The following is a 16,866-nucleotide window of genomic DNA, read 5'->3' on the forward strand; positions in this document are numbered from 1 at the left end:
AGATGGATGTTTAAAAGATTATTAGGAATGTTCTCAAACGATCTAGCGATCGACCTCGGAACAGCAAACACACTTGTACTGGTAAAGGGACAAGGTATCAGCATTAATGAACCTTCCGTCGTTGCTATCCAATATGATAAGCATGGTAGAGAGAAAATTCTTGCTGTGGGTCAGGAAGCAAAAGACATGGTAGGTAAAACACCGGGAAATATTAAAGCTATTCGTCCTATGAAAGACGGTGTGATCGCTGATTTTGAAGTGACTGAAATGATGATACGTTATTTTATTGAAAAAGCACATAAGAGAAAAGGGTTCTTCTCTCCACGTATTATTATCTGTGTACCTTATGGCCTTACCCAGGTTGAAAGACGTGCCGTAAAGGACTCTGCTGAAAATGCCGGTGCAAGATACGTTTACCTGATAGAAGAGCCTATGGCAGCTGCTATCGGTGCAGGGATACCTGTAAAAGACCCGAATGGGAACCTTGTCGTAGATATCGGTGGGGGTACCACAGAAATCGGTGTGACTTCACTGGGTGGTCTTGTGATCTCCAAGTCTATTCGTGTGGCCGGGGATAATCTTGATCAAGCGATCATTGACTACATTAAAAAGAACTTTAACCTTCTCATCGGTGAGCGTGTGGCTGAAGAACTCAAGATCAAGATCGGAACAGCGATTCCATTGAAAGAAGAAATGACCACGACCGTACGTGGTAGAGATCAGGTTGAAGGAAGCCTAGCTTCCATGGAGATCACTTCTGAACATATCAGAGCCGCGATGAAAGATTCCCTGGAAGAGATCGCAGAAGCACTGAAAGATGTACTGGAGCAAACACCGCCGGAACTTGCCGGTGATATCGTTGAAAACGGTATTGTACTGACAGGAGGTGGTGCACTGATCAGAGGTTTGGACAAATATCTTTCAGATATCGTAAAACTTCCTGTCTATATCGCTGAAGACCCTCTGCTTGCTGTTGCAAAAGGTACAGGTATTGCATTGGATGAAATAGATATCCTACAACAAATGGCATATGAAGACTAGACTTGTCATCATAGCCATACTGTTACTCATACTAACAGTACTGCTGTCACGAAATGATGAACGTATCTCGGATACGTTTCTCAATATCATCAACCCTATCAAACAAAAATATAAAAATCTTACTCAGAATTTAGAAGATAAAAGCCAAAGCTATATTTTTCAAAAAGAGTCTATCGAAAAACTGAGTAAAGAGAACCGTATTTTACGCCAACGTCTTCTTGAACAGATCCACTATATCGAGCAGGTAAAAGATATTTATGAGGTACTTCCGACCTTAAGCCACATACCTGTAAAAAATATCTCTATTACCGATACCATATCTTATGTAAAACTGAACAGTTTTTCCCAGATCATACTGACCAAACCCAAGGGACTGTTAGAAGATAAACTCTATGGTCTGATACAGGGTAGTGTCGTTGCAGGTACGGCAATGGTGCATAACAATCAACTCTATGGCTATCTTACATCAGATAAAAAATGCCGCTTTTCTGTGTTCATCGGCGAAACCAAGGCACCTGGTATCGCTTTGGGTCTAAAAGAGAATGAAATGATCGTCAAGTTCATACCAAAATGGCATAAGATCAAAGAGGGTGATGCTGTCCTTACGTCAGGTCTGGATGGTATATTTTTTGCTGATATTCCCGTAGGCTTTGTCACAAAAGTAGAAGTACAGAGTTCATATACGGTTGCACATATCAAAACCTACAGTGATATTTTTCATCCCAAAACATTTTTTCTGATCAATGATGCCAAAGCCACCCTTGCAGAAAATTATGACTCCAACCGTACCAACTTGGCAACAAGATACAGTACCCCGGATATCCATATTGAGCAGAACCGTTCGATGGAACTACTCAAAGATGCCAACATAAGCACACCTGTAGTATCCAGTATTCCAAGACGTATCGATCAGACACAAGAAGATGTGATTGAGCCGGCTGAAGTTCCAGAAATCGTTGAAGCCCCTAGAAAAGTCAATAAGAAGAAGCCTGAAATCGGATCTAGCAGTTTAGACCTTTTTTAAAAGCGTATTTTGCCCTTTTTTAAGGGCTTTTTCTATCTAAATCATGTATAATAACCAACTAAAAATTAAGGGTATTTCTCCATGCCAAAACGCAATGACATCAACACTATCTTACTTATTGGTTCTGGGCCTATCGTTATCGGTCAAGCTTGTGAATTTGACTATTCTGGAACTCAAGCAGCTAAAACACTCAAAGAACTAGGCTATAAAGTCGTCCTTATCAACTCTAACCCCGCTACGATCATGACAGACCCCGAGTTTGCAGACCGTACCTATGTTGAACCTATTACCCCGGAAGTCATTGATAGAATTATCCAAAAAGAGAATGTTGATGCGATCTTACCCACAATGGGTGGACAAACAGCACTGAATGTTGCTATGGAAATGTACGAAGCCGGCATGCTTAAAGATGTAAAGTTCCTTGGAGCGCATCCGGACGCTATCAAAAAAGGGGAAGATAGACAACTCTTTAACGAAGCGATGATCAAGATCGGTATGGATCTGCCTAAAAGTGCCAATGCCTACAGTGTGGACGAAGCAATAAAGGTGGCAAAAGAGATCGGTTTCCCTGTCATCAGTAGAGCTTCATTTACACTTGCAGGCGGCGGTTCAGGTGTAGCCTACAACATGGAAGAGTTCAAAAAACTTGCGGCAGAAGGTATTGATGCCAGTCCGATCAATGAGATCGAGATCATGGAATCGATGCTTGGCTGGAAAGAATACGAAATGGAAGTGATCAGGGACAGTGAGGATAACTGTATTATCGTATGTTCTATTGAGAACTTTGATCCTATGGGCGTACATACGGGAGATTCGATCACCATTGCCCCTGCTCTGACGCTTACAGACAAAGAGTTCCAGAACATGAGAGATGCCTCTTTCAAGATCTTGCGTGAAGTAGGCGTCGATACAGGCGGATCCAATGTACAGTTCTCTATCAATCCAGATACAGGACGTATGATCGTCATCGAAATGAACCCAAGGGTGAGCCGTTCTTCTGCACTTGCATCCAAAGCTACAGGGTATCCTATCGCTAAAGTAGCAACACTTTTGGCTGTTGGATTTACACTGGATGAAATTACCAATGACATCACAGGAACACCGGCAAGCTTCGAGCCGGTCATCGACTATGTGGTGACAAAAATTCCTAGATTTACGTTTGAAAAATTTCCGCTTGCTGACTCTACCCTCACGACTTCAATGAAGTCAGTAGGTGAAGTCATGAGTATAGGTAGAACATTCAAAGAGTCTTTCCAAAAAGCACTCTGTTCACTTGAAACCGGACTGATCGGTTTTAACCCTATCAAATGTGATGAAGAAGAGCTTGTCAGAGAGATCAGACGCCCAAATGAAAACCGTATGCTTTATGTATTTGAGGGACTCAGACGCGGGATGAGCGTCGATGCTATCTTTGATCTTTGTAAGATCGACAGATGGTACCTTTACCAGCTTGAAGAACTTGCACAGCGTGAAAAAGAGATGGAGATCACCCTGCTCTCTGATGCGACACGTCTCAGACAAGTGAAAAGTGAAGGTTTCTCTGACCCAATGATCGCAGAGGTCATTAACAAAAAAGAAGGTCTGAACCTTACAGAGAATGATATCTACAATGCGAGAGAAAAGGCCGGTGTCGTACTGGAGTATAATGAAGTAGATACCTGTGCTGCGGAATTTAAAGCACTGACCCCTTACCTCTACTCTACAACGAATATCACCAAGCTTCCTCAGCAAGAAATGCCTCAATCTGCAGAAAAAAAGGTACTTGTGATCGGTGGTGGTCCTAACCGTATCGGCCAGGGTATAGAGTTTGACTACTGTTGTGTACATGCATCTTTTGCTATCGAAGACATGGGAATGAAGTCCATCATGTACAACTGTAACCCAGAGACTGTCTCAACGGACTATGACACTTCCGATGTCCTTTACTTTGAGCCTATCGATTTTGAACATGTCAGAAGTGTCATAGAGCTTGAAAAGCCCGATGGTGTGATCGTGCACTTTGGTGGACAGACACCGCTTAAACTGGCTAAGAACCTTACAGCGATCGGCGCGAACATTTCCGGGACGACTGCAAAAGTGATCGATCTTGCCGAAGATAGAGAACAGTTCTCTACTTTCATCAATGATCTCGGGCTAATGCAGCCTGACAACGGTACGGCATTTGCCAAAGATGAAGCGATGACGATCGCAAACCGTATCGGTTATCCTGTGCTTGTACGCCCTAGTTTCGTACTTGGGGGACGTGGTATGCGTACGGTCTACTCTGATGCAGAACTGAGAGAATATATGGATGAAGCTGTGAGTGTATCGAACGATGCACCCGTACTTATCGATAAGTTCCTAGACAGTGCTATCGAACTTGATGTCGATGCGATCTGTGATGGGAAAGAGGTCTACATCGGATCGATCATGCAGCACATTGAAGAGGCTGGTATCCACTCGGGCGACTCGGCATGTTCTCTTCCTCCGGTATCTATCTCTGATGCGCTTCAAGAGAAAGTGAAGGAACAGACTGCACAGATCGCACTTGGCCTTGGCGTAGTCGGGCTTATGAATATCCAGTATGCCATCCATAAAGGTGAGATCTACCTGATCGAAGTAAACCCAAGAGCCTCAAGAACCGTGCCATTTGTATCAAAGGCTACAGGTGTGCCATTGGCAAAAGTAGCAACGAGGGTTATGCTTCAGGGAGACCTTAGAGAGGCACTCAAGTTCTATGATACTTTTGACGTAGTGAATTTTGACAAGAAGATCATGGAACCAAACCTTAAAGGCCACGTTGCGGTTAAAGAAGCAGTATTCCCGTTCAATAAACTCCCAGGTTCGGACCTTATCCTCGGACCTGAAATGAAATCAACCGGCGAGGTCATCGGGATCAGTGACAATTTCGGCATGTCATTTGCCAAAAGTCAGTTTGCGAGTAAGAACAATATCCCTCTGGAAGGTACACTTTTCATCTCTCTTACCAAAACAGATAAACCTCAGGCAGGGGAGATCGGTAAAATGTTCATTGATCTTGGATTTGAGATCGTTGCCACATCGGGAACACATGCAGCACTGGAAGCGGCAGGAGTGCCTTCTACTAAAGTTCTCAAAATCTCTGAAGGTCGTCCGAATATTGATGATATGATCAAAAATGAAGAGATCGCATTGGCTATCAATACTTCAGACAACAAAGCAAGTAAAAATGATGCCAAAACCATTAGGCAATCCGTGCTTGCCAACCATGTAGCCTATTTCACTACCTTAGCTGCAGCAAGAGCAACAGCAGCAGCTATTAAAGAACTTAGGGCGACAAGCGGAGAACTTGAACCAAAAGCTTTGCAAGATTATCTCAGCTAAAATGGAAAATAAAGTTTTTTTGACACAAACCGATACCACGATCGGTTTTGTCTCGCAAAACGCAGACAAACTCACAGAGATCAAACAACGCCCTCCTCACAAGCATTATATTAAAGCAGTCAACTCCCTCCATACACTCAAAACGTTCACCCGTGTACCTCAAAAGCATAAAAACAGAGTGCGAAGAGCAAAAAAAACAACGTTTATCATGCCAAATGGACACTCGTACCGTGTGATAAAAGACAGACATCACCTATTGCTCTTGGACCGTCTCAAATGGGCGTATACGACTTCTGCCAATCTAAGTAATGAAGCATATGATGAATCTTTTGCCAGAGAGATGGCCGAGGTCATCATAGAACCCATTAAAGAAACCAAACAAGCCTCAACTATTTACAGACTTGGGAAAACCACACTAAGAAAGGTACGTTAATGTCAGTGATCTATGAAAATGAAAATATCAGAATTGTAATAGAAGAGAGTGAGATCCCTTGGCTAAAAATATTTACCCAGCACACCTACAAGGAGATGAGTGAAGTACCCGCTCTGATAAAACATGAAATCTATGATCTTTTAGATCGCATAGAAAAAGAGATGCTCTCCTACTACAAACCTAAAAAAATAAACATTGCCAGCTTTGGTAACTATGTGCCTCATGTTCATTGGCATATCATGGCACGTTTTGAAGAAGACAGTTTTTTCCCTGAGCCTATGTGGGGAACAAAACAGCGTGAAAGTAATTTGAAGTTACCGGACTTTGAAAGTTTTTGTAAAAGAGTGATCAAGGCTATAGCATAACCTGTGGTCTACTCGTCCTAAAACACGTTTGGGACGAGAATTTTCAGGTTTTTTACTTTCCTTCGTTCTCCGGGCTGTGATCATCAAATTTAACTTCTTCATCCGCAGCTTTCTTTGAAAACATATCCACATCAAGAAAAACTCCAACTGCTACACCAATAATAATTCCGATCACTATACTAAAAATATCCATAACAATACCTCTCTTTTTATTGTGTTAAACCTTTACGGTTATAGTAAAGTATAACATAAAATTTATTTTAACTATTTATAGATCAAAAGAATTGAAGAGAATATAATGATGTATAATCACTGCTAAGATTAGTAAGAGTATACTATATGAATGCACTTATGATAAAAGGATGAATACATATATGATACGTATGGCCAAGAAAATAGAAAAAGCGGCAATGAAGAGTAGCGGCATAGATTTTATAAGACTTGGATTTGCACTCTTTTTCCTCGTTGCGGTTTTGACCTATAGTTTTTTAAGCTCTGGACATATACCCAATAATATGTTTTTAGCTATCGCAGCGCTATTTGGTGCCTATATGGCTATGAACATTGGTGCAAATGATGTTGCGAACAATGTAGGGCCTTCAGTCGGTTCGAAAGCACTTACCATGGGAGGTGCGATCGTTATTGCAGCCATTTTTGAGGCCGGCGGTGCATTTATAGCCGGTGGTGATGTTGTTACAACCATTAAAAAAGGTATTATTGATATCAATGCATTCGGTACGAATGTCGATCCATTTATTTGGGCGATGATAGCATCACTTTTGGCAGCTGCACTATGGCTGAATTTTGCAACAATGATGAAAGCTCCGGTATCAACCACCCATTCGATCGTTGGAGGTGTTATGGGTTCAGGTATTGCAGCAGCAGGGTTTACAATTGTATCATGGAGTACTATGGGTCAAATTGCTGCTTCTTGGGTTATATCACCGATTCTTGGAGGCGTGATTGCCGCACTCTTTTTATATACTATTAAAAGAACGATCATATTTCAGAATGACAAGGTGGCTGCAGCAAGGAAATGGGTACCTATTTATGTGGCCATTATGACTTGGGCATTTGTGACCTATTTAACACTTAAAGGCCTCAAAAATATCTGGCCTTCGATCGTAGACATTTTACTGTTTCTTCCTGATGAGAAAAAACCTTCTTTCCTTACAGCATCTATTTTTGGATTCATTGTGGCCGGAATCGTCTATATTGTATTGAGAAAAACGGTTGCGACCAGAGCAACCAATCTTCACAACACTAGAGATTCTATTAATCTACTCTTTACCGTACCGCTCATTTTTGCTGCAGCGCTTTTAAGTTTTGCCCATGGTGCAAACGATGTGGCAAATGCTATCGGTCCATTGGCAGCGATCAATGATGCCGTGATAACCGGCGGCATTTCGGCTAAGGCAGGTATACCTTTATGGGTGATGGCTGTTGGAGCACTGGGTATTGCTCTAGGGCTTGCACTCTATGGACCAAAACTGATCAGAACAGTGGGCAGTGAAATAACAGAACTGGATCAAATGAGGGCATTCTCAGTAGCCATAGCCGCAGCGATCACAGTGATCATTGCATCTCAATTAGGTCTGCCTGTCTCTTCAACACATATTGCGGTCGGAGGTATATTCGGGGTAGGTTTTTTAAGGGAATATCTCGAATCTACCGGACAAGTAGAACGTGTTGAAAAACAGCAGATCAATATTGTAGATGAAAAAAAAGTTTTAAAGGCATACAGCAGTGAACTCAAGACATTAGAAGATAAAGTAGATAAGACAAAAGTAGATTATGAAAGGATCGTTGATCTCTATAAGGCAATTGACAAAGAAGAAGATCGCATCAAAGCAGCCAAAAAGCATATCAAAAGCATTGAAAAAGTCAAATATGTCAAAAGAGATGCCGTCAAAAAGATTATTACTGCCTGGCTGATAACTGTACCCGCTTCTGCTGTACTGTCAGCAGCCATATTTTTTATGATCAAAGGCATTGTACTTTAAGTGCACTTTTTAATTTAGTCCACATCAATCACCCATATCATGCTGGTTGAATTACCCCTCTTCGTACTTAAAAAGCCATTTGAGTAAAAATGGCGGTGCAATGGTTGTCACGATAATGACAAAGATCAGAACCGCATAGATCTGATCATCCAGTATGCCATTCACACGCCCTACTTCTGCAAATATGAGCCCTACTTCGCCACGCGGGATCATAGAGATACCGATCAATGCTTTCTTCAATGCACTCGTTTTTCTTAGTAAAAAAGCGCCAAAATATTTTCCAATCACTGCAATAGATAAAAAAGTAAGTGCCAAACTCCAAAAAAACATAGAAGTAAAATCTATCACTTTTAAGTTCATCGATAACCCTACCATCACAAAAAAGATAGGCGTAAACATCTGTGCAATCGGAGTAATTGCGTTCTTCACTTTCTCTAAAAATACTTCATCATGTTGTAAACCCATTCCAAAAGGAAGTATGAAACGTCGTGAAAGCGCTATACCCGCAGCAAATGAACCCAAAATTTCAGGTGCACCAAAAAGATGTGACATATACGCAAAAAGTGCTATAAGCGCTATAATCAACGTCGGTATAAACCCAGGCACTTTTTTATGTTCATCAAATTTTTTCATAAAATGGGAAGTAAAATGTGCAACAGCAGGAGCCAGCAGAAAAAATAATAAGATAAATACCGTTGTATTCAAGGTATTTGTTAGACTTAATGTTTGTGTGATTGCATAGTCATAGATAAAAACAAGCACTATCACACCTAATATATCATCCAGTACTGCCGCACCAATGACGATCTGGGCAACTTCCGAATGTTCTTTTTGAAGATCTTTTAAGACTCTCATCGTTATACCGATGCTCGTTGCAGTCAGAGTACCTCCGATAAAAAGAGAGACAAGAAGTGTCAGACCAAATAGATAGTAGGCAAGAAAGGCGGAAATGACAAAGGGAAACACTGCACCAAACAGTGCAACAATAATCGCTTTGCCTCCTGCTTGTCTCAGACGCTCGATATCAGTATCCAACCCGATTTCAAAAAGCAAAAGAAGGATACCGATCTCCGCAAGTATTTTGAGTACATCGTTCACTTCTACAAGACCAAAGCCCGAGACACCCAGCAGTATACCTGCACACAACTCACCCAGTACAGAGGGGATGCCCAAACGGGCGAACAATTCACCCAAGATCCTTGCAGAGATCAAAATTAAAAAAAGTATCAGAAAAAAATTATGTACATCCATGCTTTATTGTACAGAAAATAATATAAAATCGATACCATTAATAGTGTATGTTCCACTGAAATGCAAATATCAATAGGCTATAATAGAGTTATGAATTAAAGGTTAAAAAAGGTCTCTTATGGAGTATAACTGCTACCTACAAAACATACTGCTAGGCTTAATGGTTTTTTCTGTTACTCTATTGACCGGTTGTACAAAACCTATCAGTGAATTTTATCCACCGGGCCCAGGACGAACTGATAACAAAACAGTCTATGTTGTCAATCACGGATTGCACACTGGCATTGTATTACCCAAAAAAGATGCAGCCTCATATATGCATGCTTTTAATGATTTTAAAAGTGCTCGATATTTAGAGATAGGCTGGGGAGATGAGATCTATTATCAAACAGATCCAAATACACTTTGGATGGGGATAAGAGCACTGTTTTGGCCTACGGATTCAGTACTTCATGTGGCTGCGCTCCAGACAGATCCAATAGCCTATTTTAACAACAATAAAGTCCTTAGGTTAAAACTCTCCAAAACGGGTTTTATTAGATTGGTAGAGTATATCGATAGCAGTTTTACTTTGAATAAGAATAGACAGGTCATCAGACTGGGAAACGGTCTCTATGGAACAAGTAGATTCTATCGTGCAGAGGGGAAGTTTCACCTCTTTAATAACTGTAATACCTGGAGTGCAAGGGCGATAAGCCACTCAGGCTTCCCTATAAATACATGTTGTATATTTACTGCAGACGATCTGATCACCCAGTTAGAGCGTAGGAAGAAATGAGAATGACTAAATTAAAGCCTTATGGCATCTCTCAAAGATAAATTAAAAGCATCAGGACTATCAGTGTAATGATCCATGTCGAAATATACCACTTCATGGCATGTTTTGCTTTCTCTTTTTCAAACCATGTTCTTGGAGAGATACCTTTAAACATAAAAATGATTTTACTGGAGAGATTGATACTGACGATGTTGATGGCAAGAAGTATTCCAGCATTGAAAGCCAACTCAAAACGTCCGTCTCCAAGCATGAGTCCAAATACGGTAGCAGGTGGAAGAAGAGCAACGGCTACCATCACACCTACCAAGACGCTTGACAAACCGGTTGTAATTGACAACGCTGCTGCTGCACCAGAAGCCAAAGCCAAAATGACAGAATCAAAACCTACATGCGTTCGCATCAGTACTTCATGACCAGTCAAAGGCATAGGGAGAAACTCTGCTATGAGATATGGTAGTAATACAGCAATACCGACACCAAGTAAAATAGCCTTGACTGAAGCGAACATTAGTTTTGTATCTCCAAGGGCTGTAGCTAAACTGAATGCGATATTCGGACCGAGCAGCGGAGCGATCACCATCGCCCCTATGACAACAGCAACATTATTTTCAATCAATCCGATAGTAGCAACAATCGTTGATAAGGTTACCAATATGATAAAATCCATGTTGATATGTGCATTTTTATCAACTTTTTCATAAATGGACTCCCTTGCAGCAGTTACTTTCTTATCTTCCTCTTTTTCTTCCTCTTTTTCTTCTTTAGGCAAGTGTGCTTCAACCGACATGACTATCAGCTTTGCAGCCGGCTGTTTATCTATGATCTCGGAAAAACTGTCAAGTGCTTTTTGAATATCCTCATCACCAACAAGCATACGAAATAGCTGCATATTATCTTCGTCTTTGGGATGCGAACGCAAATCTTTTGCATCAACTTTTTCTGCTATCTTGTGCACTGTTTCTAAACTTTCGGAACTGACGATCACCTCAAGATATTTCATCTGTTTTACCTTTTAAATTCTATTAGGTACTTGTTTGAAATAATAGAACATGATAGTAACTTCGAGCTCTCTGTAGCATATTTGTAGCACACCAATAACCTTCACTTGCTAAAGTATATCACAAAATAAGACCATTTTATTATAACGCCTACAGACTATCAGGAATTTTATGTATGAGCTCCTCATCACCTATGATGGAAGAGAGTTCATCGCTCTCAACTATCTCCTGTTCTATCAGTTTCAGTGCCAACGTTTCTATCTTCTCCCAGTGTGTATGGACTAACTTTTCAGCATTTTGTTTTGCTACATGCATCCAGTGCAAAAATCGTTTTTCAATGTGCTGTTCCAGAAAATAATTATCCAAACTATTGATCGCATTGAGATTGATATAGCCCAGTTCCTTATCCATTCCCAAGGTTGTAATGGCAGCATAGGCCTGCAAAGAGGCTTGAGCAAGATCATTTTGTGCTCCGCTGTCCATCTGATCATCTCCCATTTTTTTCACTTTTGCCACACGTCCGGAGAGAAGGACACAAATATCATGAAAGAGGTCGATCTTTGAGATATTGGACAGTGGGTCTTCCTCATTGTAAGAGACAAAACCAAGCACTTTACTTCTTGGTGAAATGGTCACCTGCTCAATTTTAACATGAGGTAGTAAAAGCACTGAAAGCACTGCATGTGCCGCTTCATGATAGGCTGTCATTTTAAGTTCTTTTTCAAGCGTTTCCACCATTTGCTTTTCAACTTTATGCCCGTACTTGATAATATTGATCTGTTCAATGAGTATCTCTTCAGTGATAAGTTCTTTATCCTGTTCCACTACACTCAGTGCTGCCATACGCCCTATTCTTTCCAGTTCCAAGGCACTCATTCCGGTGATATAACGAACGATACGTTCGACATTTATATTGGGATCATGAGGTTTTTCCATGATCTTTTCTATAAAAAATCTTCTCGCATCCTTGTCCAGTTCCAGAACCTCCAACAAAAAATCAAGCTTTTGCGATGAAGTGAGTATAGGATCGATCTCATCAAGGCTCTCAGCGGTAGCAAATGTAAAGACCCGCTCATCTGAGCTCTCCATTACTTTGGCAATATCAGAGAAGGGAACATTGGTAATGGCTCCTTGCATAATGCCTTTGATATCAATATCTTCCAATATCACGCTACAGGGGGCCTTTTTAGAGGCAATGTCGTATACTTCCTTGATATACTCCAGCTCAAAAAGTTTCGAACCTGATATCTCCAGGTAAGAGAGTCCTGCCTCTTTTGCAAATGCTTTTGCAAGCATACTCTTACCAACGCTTACTGGACCATAGAGTAGCAGACCTTTAGGAATGGGGGTATCAAATCGTTCAAGCATTTTTGGATTTTTAATGATCTTGATAATACCCTTCAGACGTTCTTTAATATGCTTATGCCCTACAATATCATCAAATCCGATTTTGGACTGCTGTATTTTCGGTGTATCTTTTGTTTTTTTTGTTGCCATCTCAAACCTTTGTACACTCTATATCATCTAATTCTATCATAACTCTTTCTTAAACCCTATTGAATAGGTCGTACTAATACTATTATCAACCGTATAGAGTTTGGCTATAATAAAGTATTTAAAATGAAAGGTACATTATGATCTATGAACTCTCCAATCCTGTTGCCAAAACCTTATTGAACCATTTACGAGAAAAAAAAGCAGATGCATTGCGTTTTCGACATATCGTTCAAGAGTTGTCCAGACTTCTTGTCTACGAAGCACTGAAAAATGAAACACTCTATGATCAGACCATTACGACATGGCAAGGTGAGGAAGCGTTTGGATTTATTAAAGAAGAAGATATCATATTTGTCACTATTTTGCGTGCAGGTCTTCCTATGATAGAATCTGTCACAGCACTTTTCCCAAAAGCATCTTCGGGATTTCTAGCCATGAAACGCGATGAAAATACCCACCAGAGCATTCTCTACTATGACCGTATACCTGAGTGTGCAGGTAAAACTGTTATTATCGTTGATCCCATGGTAGCCACTGCAGGGTCACTCTGTGATGCGATCTCTGTGATTGAAGGAAAATCACCTAAAAAGATCCTATCACTCAATATCATCGGTTCACCGGAAGGCATGGCTGTTTTAAAACAAAAACATCCAAACATAGATGTATTTATTGCACAAATTGATAAGGGTCTGAATCAATATAAGTTTATTATTCCCGGTCTGGGAGATGCCGGTGACCGATCCTATAATACTATGGAGTAAGATATTTGTCTAAATCACATTTATCAATATATTCTTATTCATAAGTAAATATGATTGATAATAAAATGTGAGATAATAGGTATAACTACGTAAAAAGATACATTTAGCCCGCTTAAAGCCCTGTTTTCAGTATCTATTAAGAGAGAATCTCCCATAATCAGGATAATAATAAATCTGATTTATTATCTTAAACTGAAAGGTATGTTATGGAAAGAAGAGACTTCTTTAAAAAAGCTATAGTCACTGCTGGTGCAGCAGCTGTAGGAACGAGTACGCTAGAAGCCGGGGAAACAACTCAACCTATTGATAATAGACAAGTATCAAAGGTTGTTTTTCCTGAAAAAAGACCACTGATCATGTATTCTGACAGACCTCCTTTGTTAGAAACACCTAGAGAGGTATTTACCTCTGTACTGACACCAAACGATCAGTTCTTTGTGCGTTGGCATATGCCGGATATCCCGACACATATAGATCCTGATACCTACACCATCCATATCAACGGACTTGTAGAGAAAGAACTTCATATCTCACTCAATGACCTTAAAACAAAATTTGAACAGGTAGAAGTAACAGCTGTGCTTCAATGTGGTGGTAACAGCCGCTCCGCATTTAAACCTATTGCCGGTGGTATCCAGTGGGGTTCAGGTGCTATGGGATGTGCAACATGGAAAGGTGTTCGTTTACGTGACATTCTTGATCAGGCAGGACTCAAAAAAGAAGCAAAGTGGATAGGATTTAATGGCTCAGAAAGAGCTGCTTACTATGAAACACCTGAGTTTGTACGTGAACTTGAGTTAAGTGAACTTGATGACCATGTTATCTTGGCATATGAAATGAACGGTGAAGATCTACCATACCTCAATGGTTACCCTCTTAGACTTGTATTACCAGGATACTACTCTGATTCATGGGTAAAAATGCTTTCTAACATCACAGTGACCAATGAATACAAGAAACTCTTCTTCATGGATGTTGCTTATCGTGTTCCAGACAATGAGACTGAGTCAGAAACACCAGAGAAAAGATTCCCTAAAACAAAACCTATTAAAAAGATGAATGTTAAATCTCTCATTGGTTATCCAACTACAGACTCTATTTTATCTCACAACTCTCATGTTGTAGTGCGTGGTGTAGCATGGGACGATGGACATGGTATACAAGATGTACTTATTTCAACTGATGGTGGAAAAACATGGGATAAAGCTATTCTTGATGATGGTAAACTTGGACGTTATGCATATAGAGCATTTAGATTCGCATATAAACCAACCACATTTGGAAAAGTGACGTTCATGGCCAAAGCGATCAACAAGATAGGTGAGGAACAGCCATTTGCAAAGGATATCAAATGGAATCATGGCGGATATAAATATAATGGTATCGATGAAGTTACCGTAGAAGTAGTATAAGGAATTGGACATGAAAAAATTATTATTAATAGCAATGCTTATTGCTACACCACTTTTTGCTCAAGTGAAAGAAAAAGTAGAGGTTCCTTATGTACCTTTTCCTATAAAAATGGGTAAAGGTTTTGACGCGGTACAAGCTAATTGTCTTACTTGTCACTCTTTTGGATACATGATCAATAGCGGAATACAGTCTAAAGCATTCTGGCGTGGGAAAGTGGATAAAATGATCGTGCACTTTAAAGCACCGATCACCGATAAAGATGCAGAAATCATTACGAACTACTTTTTCGAACACTACGGGAACGGAAAACTAAAATAAGTTTATTTCTCCACCTCGCTAAGAGGTGGAACACCTTAACATACTGAATTATCTCTAAGTACGCTACTCTCTTCTAGACCTATTTTCCGACTCATTAGTTTTTGTTCTGTTTTTTGTTCTGACACGTTCTCCATCCTGGTTCACTCTTGTCTTAACCCTGACGCGTTCACCATCCTGTTTGACTCTGGTTTTTACCTTCACACGTTCACCATTTTGGTTTACCCTGGTTTTCACTCTAACGCGTTCGCCATCCTGATTGACTCTGGTTTTTACCCTCATACGTTCGCCATTCTGGTTTACCCTGGTTTTCACTCTAACGCGCTCCCCATTTTGATTGACTCTGGTCGTTGTTCTTATAGTATCTCTGTCATTGATTCTTCTATTTGTATACTCTCTATTAGTGTTGCGGTTACGGTCACGGTTTCTATAGTGACTTGACCTTTGGTAGGCAGCTTTACTTCTATAATATCCATACTTACCCTCTACTGCACGATAACGGCGTCCATTGTAGAAACGATACTTATTGCGATAATAGTGTCCATGACGGAATTTTCTATTTCCATAATAGTAATACCCATCTTTGTAATATCCACCGTAATAGTAGATACCATTGAAATAGTAGTATGGTACACCATAATAATATGGATAACTATAGCTAGAAAGAGACACTCTAACACTAGAGTAGGGAACCGGGTCGTAATAGCCGGTATCATAGTAACCTGAGTTATAGGTTGTACATCCGGAGAAGAACAATGTTGAAGACGCTACCGTAACTAGCCCTAAATATTGTGTTTTACTTAACATGGTAATCCTTTCATTTTATTGTATCATAGAATATAAAAGTGTAACTATTGTGTAGATGAAAAATCTAAAATCTCTTCATTAAATTCTGAAGGAATCCGGCCTTTGCTCTTTCGTCCGATGAAAGCCCTGCATCTTTTTTTCTTTTCTAACTGCTGACCATGCATGTAGCAACGGTGTGTCCATCTATGTACATCCTGTGTGATAGTTTTATGGAATACGAAGACTCGCATCTTCCATTGTAGTGCAGTAAATGTCAAGGGCACCCACCGCATCTGCGGAACGTATAATATAGTGAAACGCTAAATTCGGGTATAATTGCATAAAAATAGAAGGTAATGCTATGTGTGACTTCAACGCTTTAACAGATGATGAAAAAAAACTTTATCATGAACAGCTTTTACAGTGTGCGAAAAACTTTGGAGGAAAGAACTTTTTTCTTCATCTCCTGGAAGCCATACGTGAGACAAAACCCCATCCCCTTACGGCAGGCAACAGCCAATTTGATATGGAGCTGGGGACGATAAAATGGAACAAGGTCATCTTTAATGACAAGCTTCAACTCTTGCTTAAAGCACGTGTAAATGAGAGTGCCCAAGACAATTTTCTGCCAGCTCCTGATGAGAAGAACTATAAAAAAATACTGAATGTCGTACGTACTTTAAAACCTATTGTTTTTCATGTAACACCTGCCCATAAAGAAGATGGACCGGGTTTTTTCTTTCAGCCTTTTGATACGATAGATGAGAATAAAACAAAATTAAACCCACTGTTTGATGCACTCTTCTTTTGTTCAGTAGAGACAGTCAAAAAAATACTAAACTACGAACCAAAGGGTTAA

At 40.2% G+C, this 16,866-nt stretch carries 16 protein-coding genes; 11 read left to right on the forward strand and 5 right to left on the reverse strand.

The features are described from left to right. Positions 1-6: 6 nt before the first annotated feature. The 5 genes from LDM98_RS02960 (at position 7) to LDM98_RS02980 (ending at position 6,205) form a co-directional block, all read left to right on the forward strand. On the forward strand, positions 7-1,041 hold the full coding sequence (locus tag LDM98_RS02960; RefSeq protein ID WP_223897851.1) for a rod shape-determining protein: 1,035 nt from the start codon (positions 7-9) through the stop codon (positions 1,039-1,041). Further along, positions 1,031-2,065 (forward strand): rod shape-determining protein MreC, encoded by a 1,035-nt coding sequence (gene mreC / locus LDM98_RS02965; protein WP_223897852.1) that lies wholly within the window; start codon positions 1,031-1,033, stop codon positions 2,063-2,065. The genes LDM98_RS02960 and mreC overlap by 11 nt, the downstream gene beginning before the upstream one ends. An 81-nt stretch (positions 2,066-2,146) precedes the next feature. Further along, the gene (carB, locus tag LDM98_RS02970) at positions 2,147-5,407 is read left to right on the forward strand and encodes a carbamoyl-phosphate synthase large subunit (RefSeq protein WP_223897853.1); all 3,261 of its coding nucleotides are present in this window, start codon (positions 2,147-2,149) and stop codon (positions 5,405-5,407) included. Between the two features lies 1 nt (position 5,408). Further along, positions 5,409-5,840 carry a Sua5/YciO/YrdC/YwlC family protein gene (locus LDM98_RS02975; protein WP_223897854.1) on the forward strand — a complete coding sequence of 144 codons (432 nt, stop codon included), beginning with the start codon at positions 5,409-5,411 and terminating at the stop codon, positions 5,838-5,840. Further along, positions 5,840-6,205 (forward strand): HIT family protein, encoded by a 366-nt coding sequence (locus tag LDM98_RS02980; RefSeq protein WP_223897855.1) that lies wholly within the window; start codon positions 5,840-5,842, stop codon positions 6,203-6,205. The genes LDM98_RS02975 and LDM98_RS02980 overlap by 1 nt, the downstream gene beginning before the upstream one ends. A gap of 52 nt (positions 6,206-6,257) precedes the next feature. Here the strand turns inward: LDM98_RS02980 and LDM98_RS02985 are convergent, their stop codons facing one another. Then, complete coding sequence (locus LDM98_RS02985; RefSeq protein WP_223897856.1) at positions 6,258-6,398, reverse strand: hypothetical protein; 141 nt, start codon at positions 6,396-6,398, stop codon at positions 6,258-6,260. A gap of 169 nt (positions 6,399-6,567) precedes the next feature. Between LDM98_RS02985 and LDM98_RS02990 the strand changes: the two genes are divergently transcribed. After that, positions 6,568-8,208 (forward strand): inorganic phosphate transporter, encoded by a 1,641-nt coding sequence (locus tag LDM98_RS02990; protein ID WP_223897857.1) that lies wholly within the window; start codon positions 6,568-6,570, stop codon positions 8,206-8,208. Positions 8,209-8,259: 51 nt separating this feature from the next. Here the strand turns inward: LDM98_RS02990 and LDM98_RS02995 are convergent, their stop codons facing one another. Further along, a complete protein-coding gene (locus LDM98_RS02995; RefSeq protein WP_223897858.1) occupies positions 8,260-9,459 on the reverse strand; it encodes a cation:proton antiporter in 1,200 nt (399 codons plus the stop codon). A gap of 118 nt (positions 9,460-9,577) precedes the next feature. On the opposite strand from LDM98_RS02995, the gene LDM98_RS03000 reads away from it, so the two are divergent. Further along, on the forward strand, positions 9,578-10,237 hold the full coding sequence (locus tag LDM98_RS03000) for a DUF2459 domain-containing protein (protein ID WP_223897859.1): 660 nt from the start codon (positions 9,578-9,580) through the stop codon (positions 10,235-10,237). A 31-nt stretch (positions 10,238-10,268) separates the two neighbouring features. On the opposite strand, the gene LDM98_RS03005 is transcribed toward LDM98_RS03000, so the two are convergent. Then, complete coding sequence (locus tag LDM98_RS03005) at positions 10,269-11,237, reverse strand: TIGR00341 family protein (RefSeq protein WP_223897860.1); 969 nt, start codon at positions 11,235-11,237, stop codon at positions 10,269-10,271. A 148-nt stretch (positions 11,238-11,385) separates the two neighbouring features. After that, on the reverse strand, positions 11,386-12,732 hold the full coding sequence (locus LDM98_RS03010; protein ID WP_223897861.1) for an AAA family ATPase: 1,347 nt from the start codon (positions 12,730-12,732) through the stop codon (positions 11,386-11,388). A gap of 137 nt (positions 12,733-12,869) precedes the next feature. On the opposite strand from LDM98_RS03010, the gene upp reads away from it, so the two are divergent. The 3 genes from upp (at position 12,870) to LDM98_RS03025 (ending at position 15,224) form a co-directional block, all read left to right on the forward strand. Next, entirely contained in the window at positions 12,870-13,493 is a 624-nt protein-coding gene (gene upp / locus LDM98_RS03015; protein ID WP_223897862.1) for a uracil phosphoribosyltransferase, read from the forward strand. Positions 13,494-13,699: 206 nt separating this feature from the next. Further along, entirely contained in the window at positions 13,700-14,905 is a 1,206-nt protein-coding gene (locus LDM98_RS03020) for a molybdopterin-dependent oxidoreductase (protein WP_223897863.1), read from the forward strand. A 10-nt stretch (positions 14,906-14,915) separates the two neighbouring features. Further along, complete coding sequence (locus tag LDM98_RS03025; RefSeq protein ID WP_223897864.1) at positions 14,916-15,224, forward strand: sulfite:cytochrome C oxidoreductase subunit B; 309 nt, start codon at positions 14,916-14,918, stop codon at positions 15,222-15,224. 63 nt (positions 15,225-15,287) lie between these two features. Here the strand turns inward: LDM98_RS03025 and LDM98_RS03030 are convergent, their stop codons facing one another. After that, positions 15,288-16,028, reverse strand: coding sequence for a hypothetical protein (locus LDM98_RS03030; RefSeq protein WP_223897865.1), 741 nt, complete (start codon positions 16,026-16,028; stop codon positions 15,288-15,290). A 340-nt stretch (positions 16,029-16,368) separates the two neighbouring features. Between LDM98_RS03030 and LDM98_RS03035 the strand changes: the two genes are divergently transcribed. After that, positions 16,369-16,866: a hypothetical protein gene (locus tag LDM98_RS03035; protein WP_223897866.1), complete on the forward strand. Its 498-nt coding sequence runs from the start codon at positions 16,369-16,371 to the stop codon at positions 16,864-16,866.

Origin of the sequence: Sulfurovum sp. TSL1, from assembly GCF_019972135.1 — a bacterium.
Lineage (GTDB): Bacteria > Campylobacterota > Campylobacteria > Campylobacterales > Sulfurovaceae > Sulfurovum.